Origin of the sequence: Streptomyces sp. NPDC050422 (assembly GCF_044458665.1) — a bacterium.
GTDB lineage: Bacteria > Actinomycetota > Actinomycetes > Streptomycetales > Streptomycetaceae > Streptomyces.
On the sequence record NZ_JBITIE010000012.1, the window covers coordinates 228,700 to 244,769 of the forward strand.

Here is a 16,070-nt window from a genome sequence, read left to right on the forward strand (position 1 = left end):
GTCCCTGTCAGCCCTTGCACAGATCGGCCGTCTTCAGCGTGGCCGGCGGGAGCTCGGTGGCCCCGAAGCCGTAGTCCCGCAGCAGCTCCACGTAGCGCGACTTGTCGGAGACGATCTTCTTCAGCTCGCGGTTGAAGGCGTCCCGCAGCTCCTCGTTGCCCTTACGGAAGACGGCGCCGCCCGGGCTGTACTGCTTCACCCCTTCGAGCTCCGGCAGGAAGGCCTCGGTGACCTCGGTCTCCGGGTTGGTCTTGGCGAGCCAGCGCAGCGAGATGCCGGTCAGCAGGAACGCGTCGACCCGGCCGCCCTTGACCGCGTCCGCGCCGTCCTGCGCCTTCTGCAGTGACTTGATCTTGTCCTTGGCTATCCCCGCACCCTCGGCGTACGAGCCCTCGACGGCGCCCGCCATCACGCCGACGGTGATCCCGGCGGCCTTCGCGGAGGGGAGATCGGTGACCTTCTTCGGGTTGCCCTTCTTCACCATCAGCGCGGTCGGCGAGATGAACTCCGGCTCCGAGAAGAGGGCGTTGGCGCAGCGCTCGGGGGTGATCGCCATGCCGGCGCTGACCACGTCGTACTTGCTGGCCTGCAGGCCCGGGATCAGCCCGTCGAACTCGGTGAGGGTGGGGCGCAGCTCGTCCACACCCAGCGCCTTGAAGATCTCCCGGTGCAGGGCGGGCGCCTCGCCCTTGAGCGTCTTGCCCTCCATGTAGCCGTACGGGGCCTCGTCGGCGTACGCGACCCGGACGAATCCCTGCTTCCGGAGCTTGTCGAGCGCCCCTTCACCGTCCGCCGAGTCGGCGCCGGTCTTGCTGCACGCGGTGAGCAGGCCGGGGACGACGAGCAGACCGCCCACGGCTGCCGATCGGTTGAGAAAGCCCCGGCGGGACAGGTTCGGGAAGTCAGCCATGGTTCGCAGTCTCCTGGAGGGGTCGAACAGTCCGGACAGGGTTGGCGCCTGCCCGATCCCGTACGTCTATGCAGGAAGAGCCCGCATGTAACCGAACGGTGGCCGGAGGGTGACCTTCCCGTGTCCGAATGCGGGCGGAGTGCGACGAACCGTGTGCGGGGCGTATTGCCTGACGGCGTACGGCGAATGACGGGGTGTTATCCGTAGATGTCCGTCATGTGGTGGTGAAGTGGAGTGCTGGCGACCCCGGTTGGACTCACTCGTCCTTGTCCGTGCCCGGGATGTAGCCGAGCCTCTTGTCCACCACGTTCGGCAACGGCTCACCGTCCGCCCAGCGTTCGTACATCGCGACGAACTGCTCGCCCAGCCGGTCCCGCCACCCCACCGTGTCGCCGCTCATGTGCGGCGACACGATCAGACCGGGCACGTCCCACAGCGGACTGTCCGGGCCCAGCGGCTCCCGCTCGAACACGTCGAGCGCCGCCCCCGCGATCCACCGCTTGCGCAACGCGTCGACGAGATCCCGCTCGACCACCATCGGGCCGCGTCCCACGTTGATGAACCGGGCCGAGGGCTGCATCAGCCCGAAGAACCGGCTGTCGAACATCCCGTACGTCTGCGGGGTCAGCGGCGCCGCGCAGATCACCCAGTCGGCCCGCGCGGCCAGCGGTCCCAGATCCCCGGCGCCGTGGATCGTGCGCCGCGCCGTGCGTCCCACGAGTGCCACCTCGACCCCCAGGGCCATCAGCGTCCGCGTGATCGCGCGCCCGACCGGCCCGGCGCCGACGACCACGGCACGCGAGCCCGCGACCGGGAGGCTCGCCCGGTGGCGCCACCGCCGTCGGCTCTGGAGCTCCAGCGTGCCGGGAAGATCCTTCGCGAACGCCAGGACCAGCCCCGCCACGTACTCCGCGATCGGCTGCTCGAAGACGCCCCGGGCGTTGGTCACCACGGTGTCGCAGTCCACCAGCTCCGGGCAGAGCAGCCGGTCCACGCCCGCGCTCGCCGTATGCACCCAGGCGGGCCGAGGCCCGTCGCCGGGCCAGGCGTTCCGTACCGCGTCGGAGGCGAAGTCCCAGACCAGCAGGACGTCGGCCGACGGGAGTTGCGCGGCCAGGCCGGCCCCGTCGACGTGGCGGATCCGTACCTGCCCGGCCAGCCGGCCGAGCCGCGGCGACGGGTCGGCGTCCAGGACGAGCAGGACGGGCTCCGGCATGGGGGACGGTTCCTCCGCGTCGGCCGAGGTGGGGCGGATGCACCACGCTCGCAGCCGCTCCGGCAGCCGTCAACAGGTCGGAGCGATGACCGGGGCGGATGGGGGAATACTTGACGGAGAGAGCGGGGGAGCTTCGGACTACAGGAAGGGTGGACATGACGACCGTCGGATTCCTCTACCCGGGCCACTTCGCGGAGGACGACTACCCGCGCATGGAGATCCTGCTCGACAGCACCATCAGGCTCGTCGTCCGCCACACGGAGAGCCCCGACGACACGTACCGCGAGGACGCGCTGCGTGAGCTGGGCACACCGGGCCGGCTCGCCGCCGGTGTCGAGGAGCTCCAGCGCTCCGGGGTCCAGTGCGTCGTCTGGGCGTGCGACGCCGGCAGCTTCCTGTACGGACCGCAGGGCGCCCACGACCAGGTCATGGCCGTGGCGCGGGCGGCGGGCGTGCCGGCCTCCAGCACCTCCATCGGCTTCATCCACGCCGTGAAGAAGCTGGGGGCCAACCGGGTCGCGGTCGCCGCGACCTACCCCGAGGCCATCGCCGAGCAGTTCAGCGCCTTCCTCCGGTCCACGGGCATGGACGTGGTCGCCACCCACGCGGCGGGCGTGGCCGGTGCCGCCGAAGCCGCGGGCTGGGGGCCCGACCGGGTGAAGGAGCTGGCCGCCGCGGCCGACCGCCCCGAGGCGGACGCCGTCCTGCTGCCGGACACGGCCCTGCACACCGCCGGCCACCTCGCCGAGCTGGAGGAGTTCCTCGGCAAGCCGGTCCTCACCGCGAACCAGGTGGCCGTCCGGGAGGCCCTGCGGCTGGCCGACCGCCCCGCCTGGGCGCCCAGGCTCGGCACCCTCTTCGAGGCCCGTGAATCGCCTCCGGCCCCGGTGGAGTGGGGGAGGGGGCGGTCCTACGCCCACGGCAGGCGGCGCTGAGCCGCGCCTTCCCGGGATGTTCCCCCCGGGAATAAGCGGAGTCCACCTCCTGTTGCACTGCTCCGGACCAGACGCACCACCGGAGAGGCCAGGACGTGGACGAGATTCGAGGCGACGAGATCCGTGGCAAGGCGGAGGGGACGGCACCTGTGCCGCTCTCCGTCCTTGACCTCGTCACAGTGGGCCAGGGCGGCACCGCGAGCCAGGCCCTGCGGACCGGTGTCGAGATCGCACAGCTGGCCGAGCGCCGCGGCTTCCACCGCTACTGGGTCGCCGAGCACCACTCCATGCCCGGCGTCGCCTCCTCCTCGCCTGCCGTGATCCTGGCCCACACCGCCGCCCACACCGAGCGCATCCGCCTCGGCTCCGGCGGCGTCATGCTGCCCAACCACGCCCCGCTCGTCATCGCCGAACAGTTCGGCACCCTGGAGGCCATGGCCCCCGGCCGCGTCGATCTCGGCCTCGGCCGCGCCCCCGGCACGGACGGCGCCACCGCCGCCGCCCTGCGCCGCACGGAGCGGCTGAACGAGGGCGCGGACGACTTCCCGCAGCAGCTCATGGAGCTGACGCGCTTCCTGGACGACGACTTCCCCGACGGCCACCCCTACGCCCGCATCCACGCGGTCCCCGGACCCGTCCAGGCCACCTCCGAGGGCGGCGTACAGTCCCCGGGCCGCCCGCCGCTGTGGCTGCTCGGCTCCTCGGGCTTCAGTGCCCGGCTGGCCGGCATGCTCGGCCTGCCCTTCGCCTTCGCCCACCACTTCTCGGCCCAGAACACCATTCCGGCCCTGGAGCTGTATCGCGAGTCCTTCAAGCCGTCCGCGGTGCTGGACGCCCCGTACGCCCTGATCGGTGTCGCCGCGCTGGCCGCCGACGACGAGCGCGAGGCCCGCCGCCAGGTGCTGACCGGCGCCCTGTCGATGCTCCGCCTGCGCTCCGGCCGCCCCGGCCTGGTCCCGACGCCGGAGGAGGCGGAGGCGTACGCCTTCACCCCGATGGAGCGGGAGTTCGTCGACAGCTGGCTCGTCAACATCGTCCACGGCACCGCCGACGAGGTCCGCACCGGCCTCGACGACCTGGCCAAGCGCACCGGCGCCGACGAGCTGATGATCACCGCCAACGCCCACGGCGGCGAGGCCCGGCTGCGCAGCTACGGCCTCATCGCGGACGCGTACGGGCTGCCGACGCTCTGACCGACTCCGTGGCCGGTCAGGCCTTCAGGGCCCGGGCGCCCAGCAGCTCCGCGATGCGTTCCGGGGCGACCGCGCGGGAGTAGAGCCAGCCCTGTCCCGTGTCGCAGCCGATCCGGCGCAGCCGTTCCGCCTGGCCGGCCGTCTCCACGCACTCCGCGGTGACGGTCAGGCCCAGGCGGTGGGCCAGCTGGACCATGGCCTCGACGATCGTCTCGTCGGCAGGGCTGGGATGCGTGCCGCCCTCGTACCGGAAACCGCGCACGAAGGCGCCGTCCAGCTTCAGCACGGAGACCGGCAGGCGGCTCAGATAGGCGAGGTTGGAGTAGCCGGTACCGAAGTCGTCGATCGCGATCCGGACACCCATGTCGCTGAGCGCCTGCAGGGCCTGCAGCGGCCGGCCCGCCGACCCCATCACCGCGGACTCGGTCAGCTCCAGTTGCAGCAGCGCCGGGTCCAGGCCGGTCTCGGCGAGGATCTCCGCGACATCGGTGACCAGGTCGGAGTCCCAGACCTGCCGTACGGCGACGTTGACGCTGATGAACAGCGGCGGCTCGTCCGGATGGTCGAGCTGCCACCGCCTGGCCTGCCGGCAGGCCGCCTGCAGCACCCACCGGCCGAGCTGCACGATCGAGCCGTCCTCCTCGGCGATCGCGACGAACCGATTCGGCGAGAGCATGCCGAACTGCGGGTGGTTCCAGCGCACCAGCGCCTCCACACCCCGTACGACGCCGTCGGCCATGCAGACCAGTGGCTGGTACTCGATGGTGAACTCGCCGCGCTCGACCGCCGGGCGGAGAGTGGACGACAGGGCCTGGCGGGTCATCCGGTGCGCGTTGCGTTCGGGGTCGAAGAGGGTCCAGCGGGCCTTGCCGTCCGCCTTCGCCCAGTACAGCGTCGTGTCCGCCGCCTGCATCAGACCGGTGGCCGAGGTGCCCGCGACGGGCCGTTCCACCACGCCGATCGACGCCGAGACCGAGAGCCGCTGACCGGCCAGGTCGAAGGGCTGCTGCAGCGCGGTGAGCACCGTGCGGGCGAGATCGGTCAGCTGCTGCGTACCGGTGGACTCCTCGACCAGGACCGCGAACTCGTCCCCGCCCAGGCGCGCCACCAGATGGGCCCCGGTGGGATGCGGGCCCTCCTGCTCGGCGCAGTCCGTGAGCCGGGCGGCGACGGCGGCCAGCAGTCGGTCGCCGACCCGGTGGCCCAGGGTGTCGTTGACGGCCTTGAAGCCGTCCAGATCGAGGTAGACGAGTCCGATCCGGCCCCGCCCCGGCATGCTGTCGTCCTGGTACGGGGCCGTCTCCAGGACCGCCGAGAGCCGCTCGAAGAAGAGCGTCCGGTTGGGCAGCCGGGTCACCGGGTCGTGCATCTGGAGGTGGCGCAGCCGCTTCTGGAGCTCGCGCCGGTCGCTGACGTCAGCGACCGAGAGCAGTACCTGGCCGGGTGCGGCCCCTTGTGCGGAGGCCGCGGCCAGGGGCACGACGGTGATCTCCGCCCACAGTGAGCGCCCGTCGGGGTGCTTGAGCCGTCGGGTGCAGCGGAAGCGGGACCGCCGGCCGTGCAGCACCTCGCGGTACGCGTGCCAGGTGCGGCCGTCCGCGGCGAGATCGACCAGATCGGACGCGGACTGGGCGGTCAGGGCCGCCGCACCGACACCGGCCAGCGCGGCCAGTGCCTCGTTGGCGGTGACGATCAGGCCCTCGTGGTCGACGACGGCCATCGGGAGCGTGGCGGCCCGGAACGCGGCCCGGTAGTCGTGCGGCTCGGAGGGGGGCCCGGCGGGCGGCCACGCGCCGTCACTCTCCGTGAGGTCGGGTGGCGGGGAAGGGGCTGCTGTGCCTGCCGCGGGCCTGGGCCCTTCGGAGGTTCCGCTCACCGTTCGCTCCCGCCGTGCAGTTCTGTCCCGGACACCTGTGGTCGGACTGGCCCGCCGCGTGGAGCGCCGTCGTCAGAGGCGGAAACCGCGCAGGAAAGCGAGGTGAAGCATAGAGGCTGGCACCTCGGCCGTTCCAGCGCCCCGACGGTTACGGGCCCCGCGTCCGCCGCACTTGAGCCATTCGCGGAGCGACCCGGTTTGCCCGCGACTGATTGTTTCTGCGCGGTTCTGTTCTCTCCCGATGTCTCGGTGATCGATTGTGACTGTCCGTGAAAATTGTGCGCGGTTCGGCCGCTGACCCGACTGGGGCAGCCCAACAGGACGTACCCCTCGAAACACCACAAGGTGGTCAGGAGGGTCCTGGAGCCCGCATCCCGCACCGGAGGTAGATGTGCCGCGTCAGCAAGGGCCCGGAGGGATGGAGAGACCTAGTCCCCGTGCGGTGGCGGCCGGGCTGATCTCCCTGCTCGCGCTGGCCGCCACGTCTCTCGTCGCCGGCCCCGCCGCGGCCGCCACCGGAGAGGCGGGCCCCTGCGCGCTGCCCCGGACCGACGTCCACCACTCGCTCGGCGTGGACGACTGGAACGGTGCCTATCCGCGACCCGATCACGCCCTCGACGCGGTCATGGTCTTCCTCTCGTTCCCCGACGCCCGGCCCGTCACCACCCCCGCCGAACTCGCCGCCGACCACTTCCCCGCCACCACCCAGTTCTTCCAGCGCGCCTCGTACGGAAAGTTCACCCTGCGCCCGCACCCTCAGCGCCAGTGGATCCGGATGCCCAAGCCGTCGGTCTGGTACGGGATACAGCGCGACTGGGACGACGACCGGCGCAGCGCCTACCTGCGCGACGCCATCGACGCGGCCGACCCCACCGTCGACTTCTCGAAGTACGACATCGTCTACCTCGTCGCCGACCCGGACGCCCCGGGCGTCGACTCCGACGCCACCAAGGTCGTCAACTTCGACCGGCCGCTGCACGCCGACGGCAAGGACATCAGGCGCGTGGTCACCGTCTTCGAACAGCACCCGCCCGACCACAACGTCCTCGCCCACGAGACCGGACACGTCTTCGACCTGCCCGACCTCTACCACCGGCCCTCGGACGGCAAGGGGGACTGGGACACGTACGTCGGCGACTGGGATGTCATGGGCAGCCAGTTCGGGCTCGCGCCCGACCTCTTCGGCTGGCACAAGTGGAAGCTGGGCTGGCTGGACGACCGGCAGGTGACCTGCATCCAGAGCGACCGGGTCGTCACCCTGGAGCCGATGGCGGCCGTACCCGTGCCCGGCGCGTCCATCGGAACCCGGCTCGCCGTGATCAGGACCGGCGAGGGCAGCGCCGTGGCGATCGAGGCCCGCAGCGCCACCGGCAACGACAGTGCCACCTGCACCGAAGGTGTGCTGCTCTACCGGGTCCGCACCGGGACACCGTCGGGCGGCGGCCCGGTCGACGTCCTCGACACCCACCCCGACACCGACGCCTGCTGGGACCGCTCGGTCTACCCGCCGCTCGCGGACGCCCCGCTGAGGGTCGGTGAGACGTACTCCGTCCCCGGCGGACACACCACGGTCGAGGTCGCCGACCGGACGCCGTCGGGCGCGTGGACGGTTCGGATCACCACGGGGACGTGAGCGTGGCCCGTAACAACGAAGAAGCCCCCTCGCTCTCGCGAGGGGGCTTCTCCCGTCTGTGCGCCGCCAGGGACTCGAACCCCGGACCCGCTGATTAAGAGTCAGCTGCTCTAACCAACTGAGCTAGCGGCGCCTGCTGACGTCGTAGACCTTAGCACCCTGATCCGGGGGAGGAAAAATCGAAATCCGGGGCGCCGGAGCCGGCACCGACCGGGCCACCCGGACGCAGGCCCAGAGCAGGACGTCCGGCCCCGGGAGCCAGGGGTTGCGGGTGTCGGGGGCGACCAGCCAGCGCGGCCCGGAAGCGGACGCGCCGCAGGTCAGTGGTGGGACCGTCACCGCGTCCCCGGCGCCGTGGCAGAGCAGCGGGGGCACCTTCGGGCCGCTGTCCTCCGGCCCCAGCGGGCCCCGGACGGACCGGGTTCCCGGGCCGGATCCCCACACCTCCCAGTCCAGCAGTGAGGGCAGCCGCTGGGCGGTGCCGGGGGAGGCGAACAGCAGCATCCGGCCGCGATGCGTGGCGACCGGGCCGGAGCCCGGACCGTCGGCCCACAGGTGCTCCAGCATCCGGCGCCCGAAGAGCGTGGGGACGTTCACCACGTCGAAGGCGGAACCGCACGGCAGGACCCCCGGTGCGGAGGGGTGCGACTCCCACTGGGTCAGGGTGCTGCGCGGATACGCCGCGGCACCGGCCAGCCAGGCGGCGCCCGCCGCGGTCACCTGGGACGTCTGATTCCCGGCCCGCTCACGCAGGACGGCGAAGATGTCGGCATCCTCACCGGCGTGATGACGGGATGCGCCGCCGTGGTGGCGGGGTACGTCGCCGTGGTGCAGGGTCGTTTCGTCTGGCAGCCATGCGGTCATATGCACAGGTCTACCCGGAGTGATCACCCGGTTTCCGAGAGTTGTCGGAAATCGGGACAGGTTGGGGTGGTGAGGAGTATCTTGCGCACCTGGCATATGCCAACGGTTGTACCCGGAGTGATCACGGGACCGACGCCCCGCGGCGAGCGGCGGGGAAGAACCCGGTGCGCCGTCAGGATCTCGGCTCGTTCAGCAGGCTGCGGCCGAACTCGACCATCTTCACCGCGTAGTCCTCGGTCCACTCCGCGCGCTGCGCGATGTCCGCGGTCGTCAGCCGGTCGAACCGGCGCGGATCCGCCAGCTGCGCCGCCGCGATCGCCTGGAACTCGACCGCCCGGTCCGTCGCGGCACGGAAGGCCAGCGTCAGCTCCGTGGCGCGGCTCAGCAGCACCTTCGGATCGTCCACCGACTCCAGGTCGAAGAAGTGCTCGGGATCGGAGACCGCAGCCGACGGCTCGAAGAGCAGAGGTGCGGGGCGCAGCCGCTGCTGCTCGTTCCGCTCGGGTTGTGCCATGTGTTCTTCCTCTTCCGGTGGGGTGGGCGGTGGGTGGGCCCGATCGGCCACCCTCCATCTTCGCAGGGGATCCCGGCCTTCGGGCCGGGCGGGAAAGTGATCCCGTGGCTGCTCTCACGTGATGGTCGGAGGAGACGATTCTGCGATGTACTGCTCAACGGTGCCCCGTCGCAGGACCCGGCGACGTAGGACGGGGACCAGGACCGGCCATGCATGACTGCCCGGTTGGCGTGGCCGGTGAACTCCTGGCGCAGGTATCGGGAGGAGACTCCTTTGAGGGAGTTGGCCAGTTCGGGGAGCTGGATCCTCGGTGGGTGGTCCACGAGGAGGTGGGGTGGTCGTCTTTGCCGTTGAGTTCGCCCGGCGCTGCCTCGAAAGACCGGCGGACGTTGTCATTCCTGCGAGTGAATCGGCTTTTGCTTCCCTTCGTGTTGATGTTCGTCGACGGTACGTTGGTTTGCGGAGCCGGGTGAGGGGGTGGGCTGGTTGATTCGCGCGTACAAAATTTCTCTTACGGCCCACGGTGGGTCAGTCGATTGCGCTCGGTGAGATGCTGCGTGATCATTGCTCGCTCTACAACGGTGCGTTGCAGGAGCGCCGTGATGCCTACGGGCACCGGTCGAGAACGAGCATCAAGTACGGGATGCAGTCCGGGCAGCTCAGGGACATCCGGGCCTTCGACCCCGAGCGTCAGGGTCGCTGGTCGTTCAGCTCCCAGCAGGCCGCGCTTCGCAGGCTGGACAAGGCGTTTACCGCGTTCTTCCGCCGGGTCAAGGCCGGGGACAAGCCCGGATACCCGCGCTTTCGAGGGGTGAACTGGTTCGACACGGTGGACTTCCCCAGGGACGGCGACGGCTGCCGCTGGGACTCCACCCCGCACGACCCCGTCACCCGGGTCCGCTTCCAGGGCGTGGGGCACGTCAGGGTCAACCAGCACCGCCCAGTGGTCGGCAAGGTCAGGACCGTCAGCGTGAAACGCGAGGGCCGCAAATGGTTCGTCGTGATCACAGCCGACCAGCCCCTGCCCGAACCATTGCCCGCGACCGGTTCCGACATCGGAATCGCCTCGTTCCTCACCGACTCCAACGGCACCCACATCCCCAACCCGCGCCACGCCCGCAAGGCCGCCTGCAAACTGGAGGCCGCACAGCGAGCGCTGTCCCGGTTCCCCCGGTGCAGGGTCAGGGACCGCACCCGTAACCATCAGCGGGCGGTGGAGAAGGTGGGAGCCCTGCACGGCAAGGTGCGGCGCCGGCGGCTCGACCACGCACACAAGACCGCGCTCACCCTGGTCCGCGAGCACGACTTCATCGCGCACGAAGACCTCAAGATCCGCAACATGACCAAAGCCCCCGCACCGAAACCCGCCCACGATGTACCGGGCGCGTTCCTGCCCAACGGGGCGGTCGCCAAGGCCGGGTTGAACCGTTCGATTGCTGATGCCGGATGGGGGGTGTTCCTGACGATCCTGAATGCGAAGGCTGAGAGTGCCGGGCGGGAAGTGATGGCCGTGGACCCCCGCAACACCTCCTGCACGTGTCCCGCATGCGGGTACACCGCGAAGGAGAACCGGCCCACACAGGAGAAGTTCCACTGCGTCGACTGCGGCCACCAGGCCCATGCCGACGAGGTCGGGGCACTCAACGTCCTACGGGCCGGGCTGGTCCGTCGCCACGCCAACACGGCATAGCGAGAAGCCCCGCCCCCAGGGCGGGGAGGAGTCACGTGGTTCTTCCTCCTCCGCGCTTTCGGGGGTGCGCGCCGGTCCTCCTGCTGTCCGTCGCGCCCCCGCCGTCAACGGCCCCAGCGCACCCGATGTTCCGCCAGATGTGCCAGCACCGCGTGGTTGGCCTCCCAGCCGTCCGGGAATTTCACCGTCACGCCCAGCTGGACCGGCTCCGTCGACGGGTGCTCGTCCAGCAGGTCCGTGACCCCCTCGCGGCACACCACGATGCAGGCGTGGCGGTGGCGGGAGGTCAGTACGCACAGCCGGCCCGTCTCCAGATGGAACGCGGTGGCGTCCGGGCGGCCGGACAGCGGGTGCAGGATCACCGTGACGTCGAACTCACGGCCCTGGAGCCGGTTCGCCGTGTCCACCGCCACCCCCGTGACCCCCAACTCGGCGAGCGCCGCCCGCACCGCGGCCGCCTGGTCGCGATGGGCCGTGCCGACCGCGACCCGGTCCGCCGTCACCGGGGCCGGGTCCGGGGAGCGCTCGCTGGTCGCCGCCCCGCCCCGGTCCAGCAGCCGGCGCACCACCAGGGCCACCGCCCGTACCGCTTCGGGGTCGGTGCGCGGGGTGTGCCGGGCCGGGAGCTCCAGCAGGCCCCAGCCCGACTCCGCCGCCTCGTCCAGCACCCGGTCCGCCGCCGAGCCGTCGGACGCGATCCCGAACGACAGCAGCCGGTCGCCGTGGTCCGTACCGCTGCGGAACGGGGTGTACGGGTAGAAGGCGTCCGACACCAGCGGCGCGGCCGAGGCCGGCAGCCGCCAGGAGACCGGCAGCCGGTGCTGCGGCAGCTCCGGGTTGTGCGCGAGCAGGGTGGTGACCGCGCTGGCCGACGGGTCATAACTCAGCCCCGCCCACTGGTCCGCGCCGACGATGGAGAACGGGTCCAGCTGTCCCGGATCGCCGACGAACAGCGCCCGCTCGAAGAGCCCGGCGACGGCGAGCAGCGCGTCCGAGCGCATCTGGTACGCCTCGTCGACGATCGCGTGGCCCCACGGCTCGACGTTCTTCACATGGGCCCACTTCGCCGCCGTCGAGATGACGACGTCGAGGCCGGCCAGATCCGCCGCCTTCGCCGACTTCCGTACGTTGGCCAGGCCGTCCAGCACCTTGTCGTACGGATCGGAGTCGTTGCTGTGCAGCCGGCCGACCGGCAGGCCGGGATCCTTCTCCGCGAGCCGGACCACCAGATCGTCGACCTGGGCGTTCGTCTGCGCGACCACCATCAGCGGCCGGCCGGCCGCGGCGAGCTCCCGCGCGGCGCGCACCACCAGGGTCGACTTGCCCGCGCCCGGCGGGGAGTCCACCACGATGCCGCGGGCCGAGCCGTTCAGCGTGTCGTCCAGGATCCGGGCGGTGGCCAGGCCCGCTGCCGCGCCCGGGTCGAATACGGCCGTCACAGCAGGTCCTCCGTGGTCACGGGGTCGGGGCGCTCGGCAGCCGCCGCGCCGCCCGGCGGGCCGCCGTGGGTCCACGGGGTCTCCTCCGGATCCGGCAGTTGCGGGCCGCCGCGCTGGTCGTGCTCGAAGAGCGTCCAGGCGATCACGTCACCGGGCTCCGGCACCGACCCCGGGGCCGGCTCCTTGCCGCGGCCCATCCGGTCGGTGATCCGCAGCACCAGCCCCTGCGGACCGTCGTCCGCCGCCGCGTAGCCCGCGAACTCGGCGGTCTGCGGCTTGCCGTCCAGCGAGCGGTAGACCTTCACGCGCTCGCCCAGGTGCGGCTCCTCGGCCGTGCGGACCGTGACCAGCGGGCGCGGGGAGGGGCGCTTCGACTCGCTGTACGCCATCTCCACCGCCGTCACCTCGCCGAGGAACGCCTCGCCCGCCAGCCGCCGGCCGGCCAGCACCAGTGGATCGTCCAGCGCCTCCTGGGCGTCCAGCTGCGCCTGCGCGGTCTCCCGCGCCGCCAGCTTGCGGGCCGCCGTCACCGCGTCGTCCCGGCGCGGCTGCGGCGGCTCACCGGCCCGCACCCGGTCGCGGTGGCCGGTGAACGACCAGCGGTCCCGGGTCCAGCGGTCCTCGGCCCTGGACCCCTCGGGCAGTTCCCGCAGCAGGTCCAGGCCCTGCCACACCGCGTCCCAGGTCGGCCGCAGCACACCGGCCAGCAGCCCCCTGATCTCCCGCTCGGCCGCGGTCAGTTCGGCGAGCCGGGCATCGGCCGCCAGACCGTCCTCGGCGGCGGCCAGCGAGGTGCGCGCCCGGTCGTACTTCTCGATCGCGGGGGCCAGCAGCCGGTTGTCGAAGTCCGGGTCCGTCGCCGGTCCGGCCGGCGGACACAGCAGCTGGCCCCCGGCATCCCTGGCCAGCTCGGCGCGGAGCGCGGCCTCGGCCCCGGACTCGCCCGCCGGCGGGTCGATCCAGGCGAGCAGGGCGCCCAGGTGCTGGTCCTCCAGGGAGGACTGGCCACTCGCCCAGTGCCGGTTCAGCAGATCGGTGCCGGCCAGCAGCAGCGAGGAGCCCGGTACCCGGGCCCGCTCGCCGTAGTGCGTCAGCCAGCGGCCCAGCAGCGGGACCCGGGCGGGCGCCGGATACGGGGTGTCCGGGTCGTCCTCGGCGGTGCGCCGGAACCGCATGGAGCGGCCGAGCAGCCGGACGAACTCGATGCCCGCCCGGCTCGGCACGATCAGCTGCGCCGCGTCCGTGCACAGCTCGGTGACGACCTTGACCTTCTTGCCGGTCCCGGGGTCGGTCTCGCTCCGTTCGGCGGGCTCGATCACCTCGGCGTAGGAGTCGATGTACGGCAGGACCGTCTCGGCCAGCTCGGCGAGGAACGCGAACCGCAGGTCCCGGTCGCGCGGCTGGGCCACGGCCAGCAGCCGGGGCGCGTCGCGGTCCGTGCCGACGAGCGCGCCGAGCGGGGCACCGGCCTCGCCCGCGGTGGTGAGCGGCACCAGCACGAGCGGCCGGTCGCCGAGATGGCGGTGGCGGACGGTGGCCATCGGCTGGGCGCGACCGCTCTCCACGGCCTCCAGCCGGGCCAGGGTGCCGATCAGCGACATGCGGTGCTGCCCTCCAGAGCCTCGGCGCGCAGCGCTGCCGCGCGGAGCAGTGCGGCGACCGTCGGGTCCGCCGGATCGCCCTCCTTGCCCGCAGCCGCGGCGAGCACGCCGGCGACCGTGGTCAGCCCGCCGAGCTCGCCCCGCACACTGCGCCCGAGCGCCTCGACCGCACCGGCGGTGCGGGCCTTCGCCCGGCAGTGGAAGGCCAGTTCGCAGGCGGCCAGGCACTCCGGTGCGTACGCCGCAGTGACCGACTCGACGGCGGTGTCCAGCTCCTCGGGTGAGCACTCCGGGTCGAAGGTGGTGCCCTCGGGCAGGGCCGCCGCGATGTCCTCGACCCGGGTGAGCCGGGTCAGCTGCCGGCGGGTGACCGCGCGCTGCTTGCGTACGTCGACGACGGACGCGGTCGGCAGGTTGGAGAAGTCCTTGGGGCAGACCAGCAGCACCCGGTGGCCGACCTCGGCCCCGTCGGTCGCCGCGGCGACCCGCTCCAGCGCCAGTACGTACACGGCGGACTGGCGGGCGGCCGCGCCCACCTTCGCCGCGTCGGCGGAGCCGTCGATCATGGGGAACGACTTGATCTCGACGACCGTCCAGGTGCCGTCGGGGTGGACCACCACCGCGTCCGGCTCCAGATAGGCGGGGGACCCGGCCACCTCCAGGGCCAGCATCGGGTGGTCGAGCAGCGCCCAGTCGCCGGACCCGGTCGCCTCGCGCAGTGCGAGCGCGGTACGGGCGGCGCGGCCCTCGGGGCCCGCGGCCGTCAGATCGGGCGTAGGGACGTCCCGCGGCGGCTCGCCGGGCTCACCGAACCGCTCGTGCAGCAGGCGCATCAGCTCCGTACCGCCGTCGGCCTTGACCCTGGCCTCGAACGCGTTGCCCCGCATGAAGGCGAACTGGGACTGGCCGAAGGCGGCCGGTGAACCGAGTGCGGTGGCGAGCGCGCCCTTGTCGATCCCCGCCCCGTCGAGCAGGGCGCGCCGCTTGCAGCCGGGGTTGGCGGCGAGGGCGGCCAGTGCGCGGGCGTCCAGCGGACGGGGCGCGACGGCCGGGCCCCTCAGCTCAGCGAGCCGCCTTCGCAGCGTCACCGCCTGCGGCTCTTCCCGCGGCGGCCGGGACGTCGGCCGGGGCAGGTGGACCGGCCGGTGCTGTGGCATCGGTGGGATCTGCGGAGGTGGACCGCTGGCCGGGGATTCGCTCACCCGCGGAAGTCTTGCATCCGGCACTGACATCCGGGGACTGCATGGCGGGGGACACCCGTGCGAAACGGGCCAGGACCGCCTGCTTGATCCGGTCGGCCAGGCGCGACACGGGCCTGGCGAACAGCGCTCCGACGCCCATGACCGCGGCGCCCGCGACGGCGTCGAGGAAGTAGTGGTTGGCGGTGCCCATCACCACGATGACGGTGATCAGCGGGTAGGCGATGCCGGCGGCGCGCAGGAGCGGGTGCCTGCCGTGGCGCCAGAGGAGGATGCCGCACCAGAGCGCCCAGCCGACGTGCAGGCTGGGCATCGCCGCGTACTGGTTCGTCATGCCGCCCATGCCGCGCGGTGCGCTCGCCTCGGTGCCCCACCAGCCGTACGAGCTGTACTGGGCCATCGTGTCGACGAAACCGTGCCCCGCGGCCAGCAGCCGCGGCGGGCAGGTCGGCATGAGCGTGAAGCCTATGAGGCCGAGCATCGTGGAGGTCATCAGCCAGGTCCTGGCCCGGCGGTAGGCGGCCGAGTGGCGCCGGAACATCCATATCAGGACGGCCGGGGTGACGAGGTAGTGCAGGGAGGCGTACGCGAAGTCGGCGGGTATGCCTATCGAGGGGTGCGCGGTGAACAGCCGGTTGAGCGGGTGCTCGGCGTTGAGGAAGAGGGCCTTCTCCAGATCCAGGATGCGCAGCCCGTGGTCGACGGCGGTGGACACGTCGCCCCGGACCAGGAGTCTGCCGCCCGAGTACGCCCCGTACACCAGGGCCAGCAGCGGGAGCTCGGTCCACCAGCGGGGCCGGTGGCGCGGCACGGGCGCGGTGGTGGCATGCGGCATCCGGAAGTTCTCCATCATGTGTTCATGCGGCCGACGGCGGGCGTTCAACCGTACGGTGCAGGTCGGCCGCGGTTCGCCCGGGGTGCCCCCCCCGGCGCCCCTCAGCTGCTCGGATTCATCTGTGGTCATTGGGACGCCGGTGCGGCCCCCCAGGTTGCCTCACGC

General features: G+C 72.1%; 13 protein-coding genes, 1 tRNA gene and 1 pseudogene. 4 read left to right on the top strand and 11 right to left on the bottom strand.

All coding sequences use genetic code 11. The annotated features are described in order from the left end of the window. Positions 1-7 precede the first annotated feature (7 nt). Both ehuB and ACIBJG_RS20955 read right to left on the bottom strand, forming a co-directional pair. Positions 8-910: an ectoine/hydroxyectoine ABC transporter substrate-binding protein EhuB gene (gene ehuB / locus ACIBJG_RS20950; protein WP_399309236.1), complete on the bottom strand. Its 903-nt coding sequence runs from the start codon at positions 908-910 to the stop codon at positions 8-10. Between the two features lie 256 nt (positions 911-1,166). After that, positions 1,167-2,126: a D-2-hydroxyacid dehydrogenase gene (locus ACIBJG_RS20955; RefSeq protein ID WP_399309238.1), complete on the bottom strand. Its 960-nt coding sequence runs from the start codon at positions 2,124-2,126 to the stop codon at positions 1,167-1,169. Positions 2,127-2,281: 155 nt separating this feature from the next. On the opposite strand from ACIBJG_RS20955, the gene ACIBJG_RS20960 reads away from it, so the two are divergent. Together ACIBJG_RS20960 and ACIBJG_RS20965 are read left to right on the top strand one after the other, a co-directional pair. Beyond that, positions 2,282-3,061, top strand: coding sequence for a decarboxylase (locus tag ACIBJG_RS20960; protein ID WP_399309240.1), 780 nt, complete (start codon positions 2,282-2,284; stop codon positions 3,059-3,061). A 95-nt stretch (positions 3,062-3,156) separates the two neighbouring features. Continuing rightward, on the top strand, positions 3,157-4,254 hold the full coding sequence (locus ACIBJG_RS20965; RefSeq protein WP_399309242.1) for an LLM class flavin-dependent oxidoreductase: 1,098 nt from the start codon (positions 3,157-3,159) through the stop codon (positions 4,252-4,254). A gap of 16 nt (positions 4,255-4,270) precedes the next feature. Here ACIBJG_RS20965 and ACIBJG_RS20970 read toward each other — a convergent pair whose 3' ends face one another. Next, complete coding sequence (locus tag ACIBJG_RS20970; RefSeq protein ID WP_399309244.1) at positions 4,271-6,130, bottom strand: putative bifunctional diguanylate cyclase/phosphodiesterase; 1,860 nt, start codon at positions 6,128-6,130, stop codon at positions 4,271-4,273. A gap of 418 nt (positions 6,131-6,548) precedes the next feature. On the opposite strand from ACIBJG_RS20970, the gene ACIBJG_RS20975 reads away from it, so the two are divergent. Further along, positions 6,549-7,763, top strand: coding sequence for a M6 family metalloprotease domain-containing protein (locus tag ACIBJG_RS20975; protein WP_399309246.1), 1,215 nt, complete (start codon positions 6,549-6,551; stop codon positions 7,761-7,763). A 59-nt stretch (positions 7,764-7,822) separates the two neighbouring features. Here ACIBJG_RS20975 and ACIBJG_RS20980 read toward each other — a convergent pair. The 4 genes from ACIBJG_RS20980 to ACIBJG_RS20995 form a co-directional block, all read right to left on the bottom strand. Continuing rightward, a tRNA-Lys gene (locus tag ACIBJG_RS20980) sits at positions 7,823-7,896 on the bottom strand. Then, positions 7,887-8,627, bottom strand: a complete 741-nt coding sequence (locus ACIBJG_RS20985) for a hypothetical protein (protein ID WP_399309248.1) — start codon at positions 8,625-8,627, stop codon at positions 7,887-7,889. Before ACIBJG_RS20985 ends, ACIBJG_RS20980 begins: the two co-directional genes overlap by 10 nt. Before the next feature lie 172 nt (positions 8,628-8,799). Beyond that, the gene (locus tag ACIBJG_RS20990; RefSeq protein WP_399309380.1) at positions 8,800-9,108 is read right to left on the bottom strand and encodes a hypothetical protein; all 309 of its coding nucleotides are present in this window, start codon (positions 9,106-9,108) and stop codon (positions 8,800-8,802) included. Continuing rightward, the gene (locus tag ACIBJG_RS20995; RefSeq protein WP_399309250.1) at positions 9,009-9,464 is read right to left on the bottom strand and encodes a transposase; all 456 of its coding nucleotides are present in this window, start codon (positions 9,462-9,464) and stop codon (positions 9,009-9,011) included. The genes ACIBJG_RS20990 and ACIBJG_RS20995 overlap by 100 nt, the downstream gene beginning before the upstream one ends. Positions 9,465-9,627: 163 nt before the next feature. Here ACIBJG_RS20995 and ACIBJG_RS21000 point away from each other — a divergent pair. Continuing rightward, positions 9,628-10,831 (top strand): annotated as a pseudogene (locus tag ACIBJG_RS21000) (RNA-guided endonuclease InsQ/TnpB family protein). Between the two features lie 104 nt (positions 10,832-10,935). Here the strand turns inward: ACIBJG_RS21000 and ACIBJG_RS21005 are convergent. Genes ACIBJG_RS21005 through ACIBJG_RS21020 form a run of 4 tightly spaced genes read right to left on the bottom strand, consistent with a single transcriptional unit; the run spans position 10,936 to position 15,905 of the window. Beyond that, positions 10,936-12,270 carry an AAA family ATPase gene (locus ACIBJG_RS21005; protein ID WP_399309252.1) on the bottom strand — a complete coding sequence of 445 codons (1,335 nt, stop codon included), beginning with the start codon at positions 12,268-12,270 and terminating at the stop codon, positions 10,936-10,938. Then, positions 12,267-13,871: a hypothetical protein gene (locus ACIBJG_RS21010; RefSeq protein WP_399309254.1), complete on the bottom strand. Its 1,605-nt coding sequence runs from the start codon at positions 13,869-13,871 to the stop codon at positions 12,267-12,269. The genes ACIBJG_RS21005 and ACIBJG_RS21010 overlap by 4 nt, the downstream gene beginning before the upstream one ends. Further along, positions 13,862-15,028 carry a hypothetical protein gene (locus tag ACIBJG_RS21015; protein ID WP_399309256.1) on the bottom strand — a complete coding sequence of 389 codons (1,167 nt, stop codon included), beginning with the start codon at positions 15,026-15,028 and terminating at the stop codon, positions 13,862-13,864. The genes ACIBJG_RS21010 and ACIBJG_RS21015 overlap by 10 nt, the downstream gene beginning before the upstream one ends. Continuing rightward, on the bottom strand, positions 14,934-15,905 hold the full coding sequence (locus ACIBJG_RS21020) for a phosphatase PAP2 family protein (RefSeq protein ID WP_399309258.1): 972 nt from the start codon (positions 15,903-15,905) through the stop codon (positions 14,934-14,936). The genes ACIBJG_RS21015 and ACIBJG_RS21020 overlap by 95 nt, the downstream gene beginning before the upstream one ends. Positions 15,906-16,070 lie beyond the last annotated feature (165 nt).

Bases quoted from the DNA above. Each gene is read 5' to 3' on its own strand.
- ehuB (WP_399309236.1), bottom strand. From the start codon at position 910: ATGGCTGACTTCCCGAACCTGTCCCGCCGGGGCTTTCTCAACCGATCG.
- ACIBJG_RS20955 (WP_399309238.1), bottom strand. From the start codon at position 2,126: ATGCCGGAGCCCGTCCTGCTCGTCCTGGACGCCGACCCGTCGCCGCGG.
- ACIBJG_RS20960 (WP_399309240.1), top strand. From the start codon at position 2,282: ATGACGACCGTCGGATTCCTCTACCCGGGCCACTTCGCGGAGGACGAC.
- ACIBJG_RS20975 (WP_399309246.1), top strand. From the start codon at position 6,549: ATGGAGAGACCTAGTCCCCGTGCGGTGGCGGCCGGGCTGATCTCCCTG.
- ACIBJG_RS20985 (WP_399309248.1), bottom strand. From the start codon at position 8,627: ATGACCGCATGGCTGCCAGACGAAACGACCCTGCACCACGGCGACGTA.
- ACIBJG_RS21010 (WP_399309254.1), bottom strand. From the start codon at position 13,871: ATGTCGCTGATCGGCACCCTGGCCCGGCTGGAGGCCGTGGAGAGCGGT.
- ACIBJG_RS21015 (WP_399309256.1), bottom strand. From the start codon at position 15,028: ATGCCACAGCACCGGCCGGTCCACCTGCCCCGGCCGACGTCCCGGCCG.
- ACIBJG_RS21020 (WP_399309258.1), bottom strand. From the start codon at position 15,905: ATGCCGCATGCCACCACCGCGCCCGTGCCGCGCCACCGGCCCCGCTGG.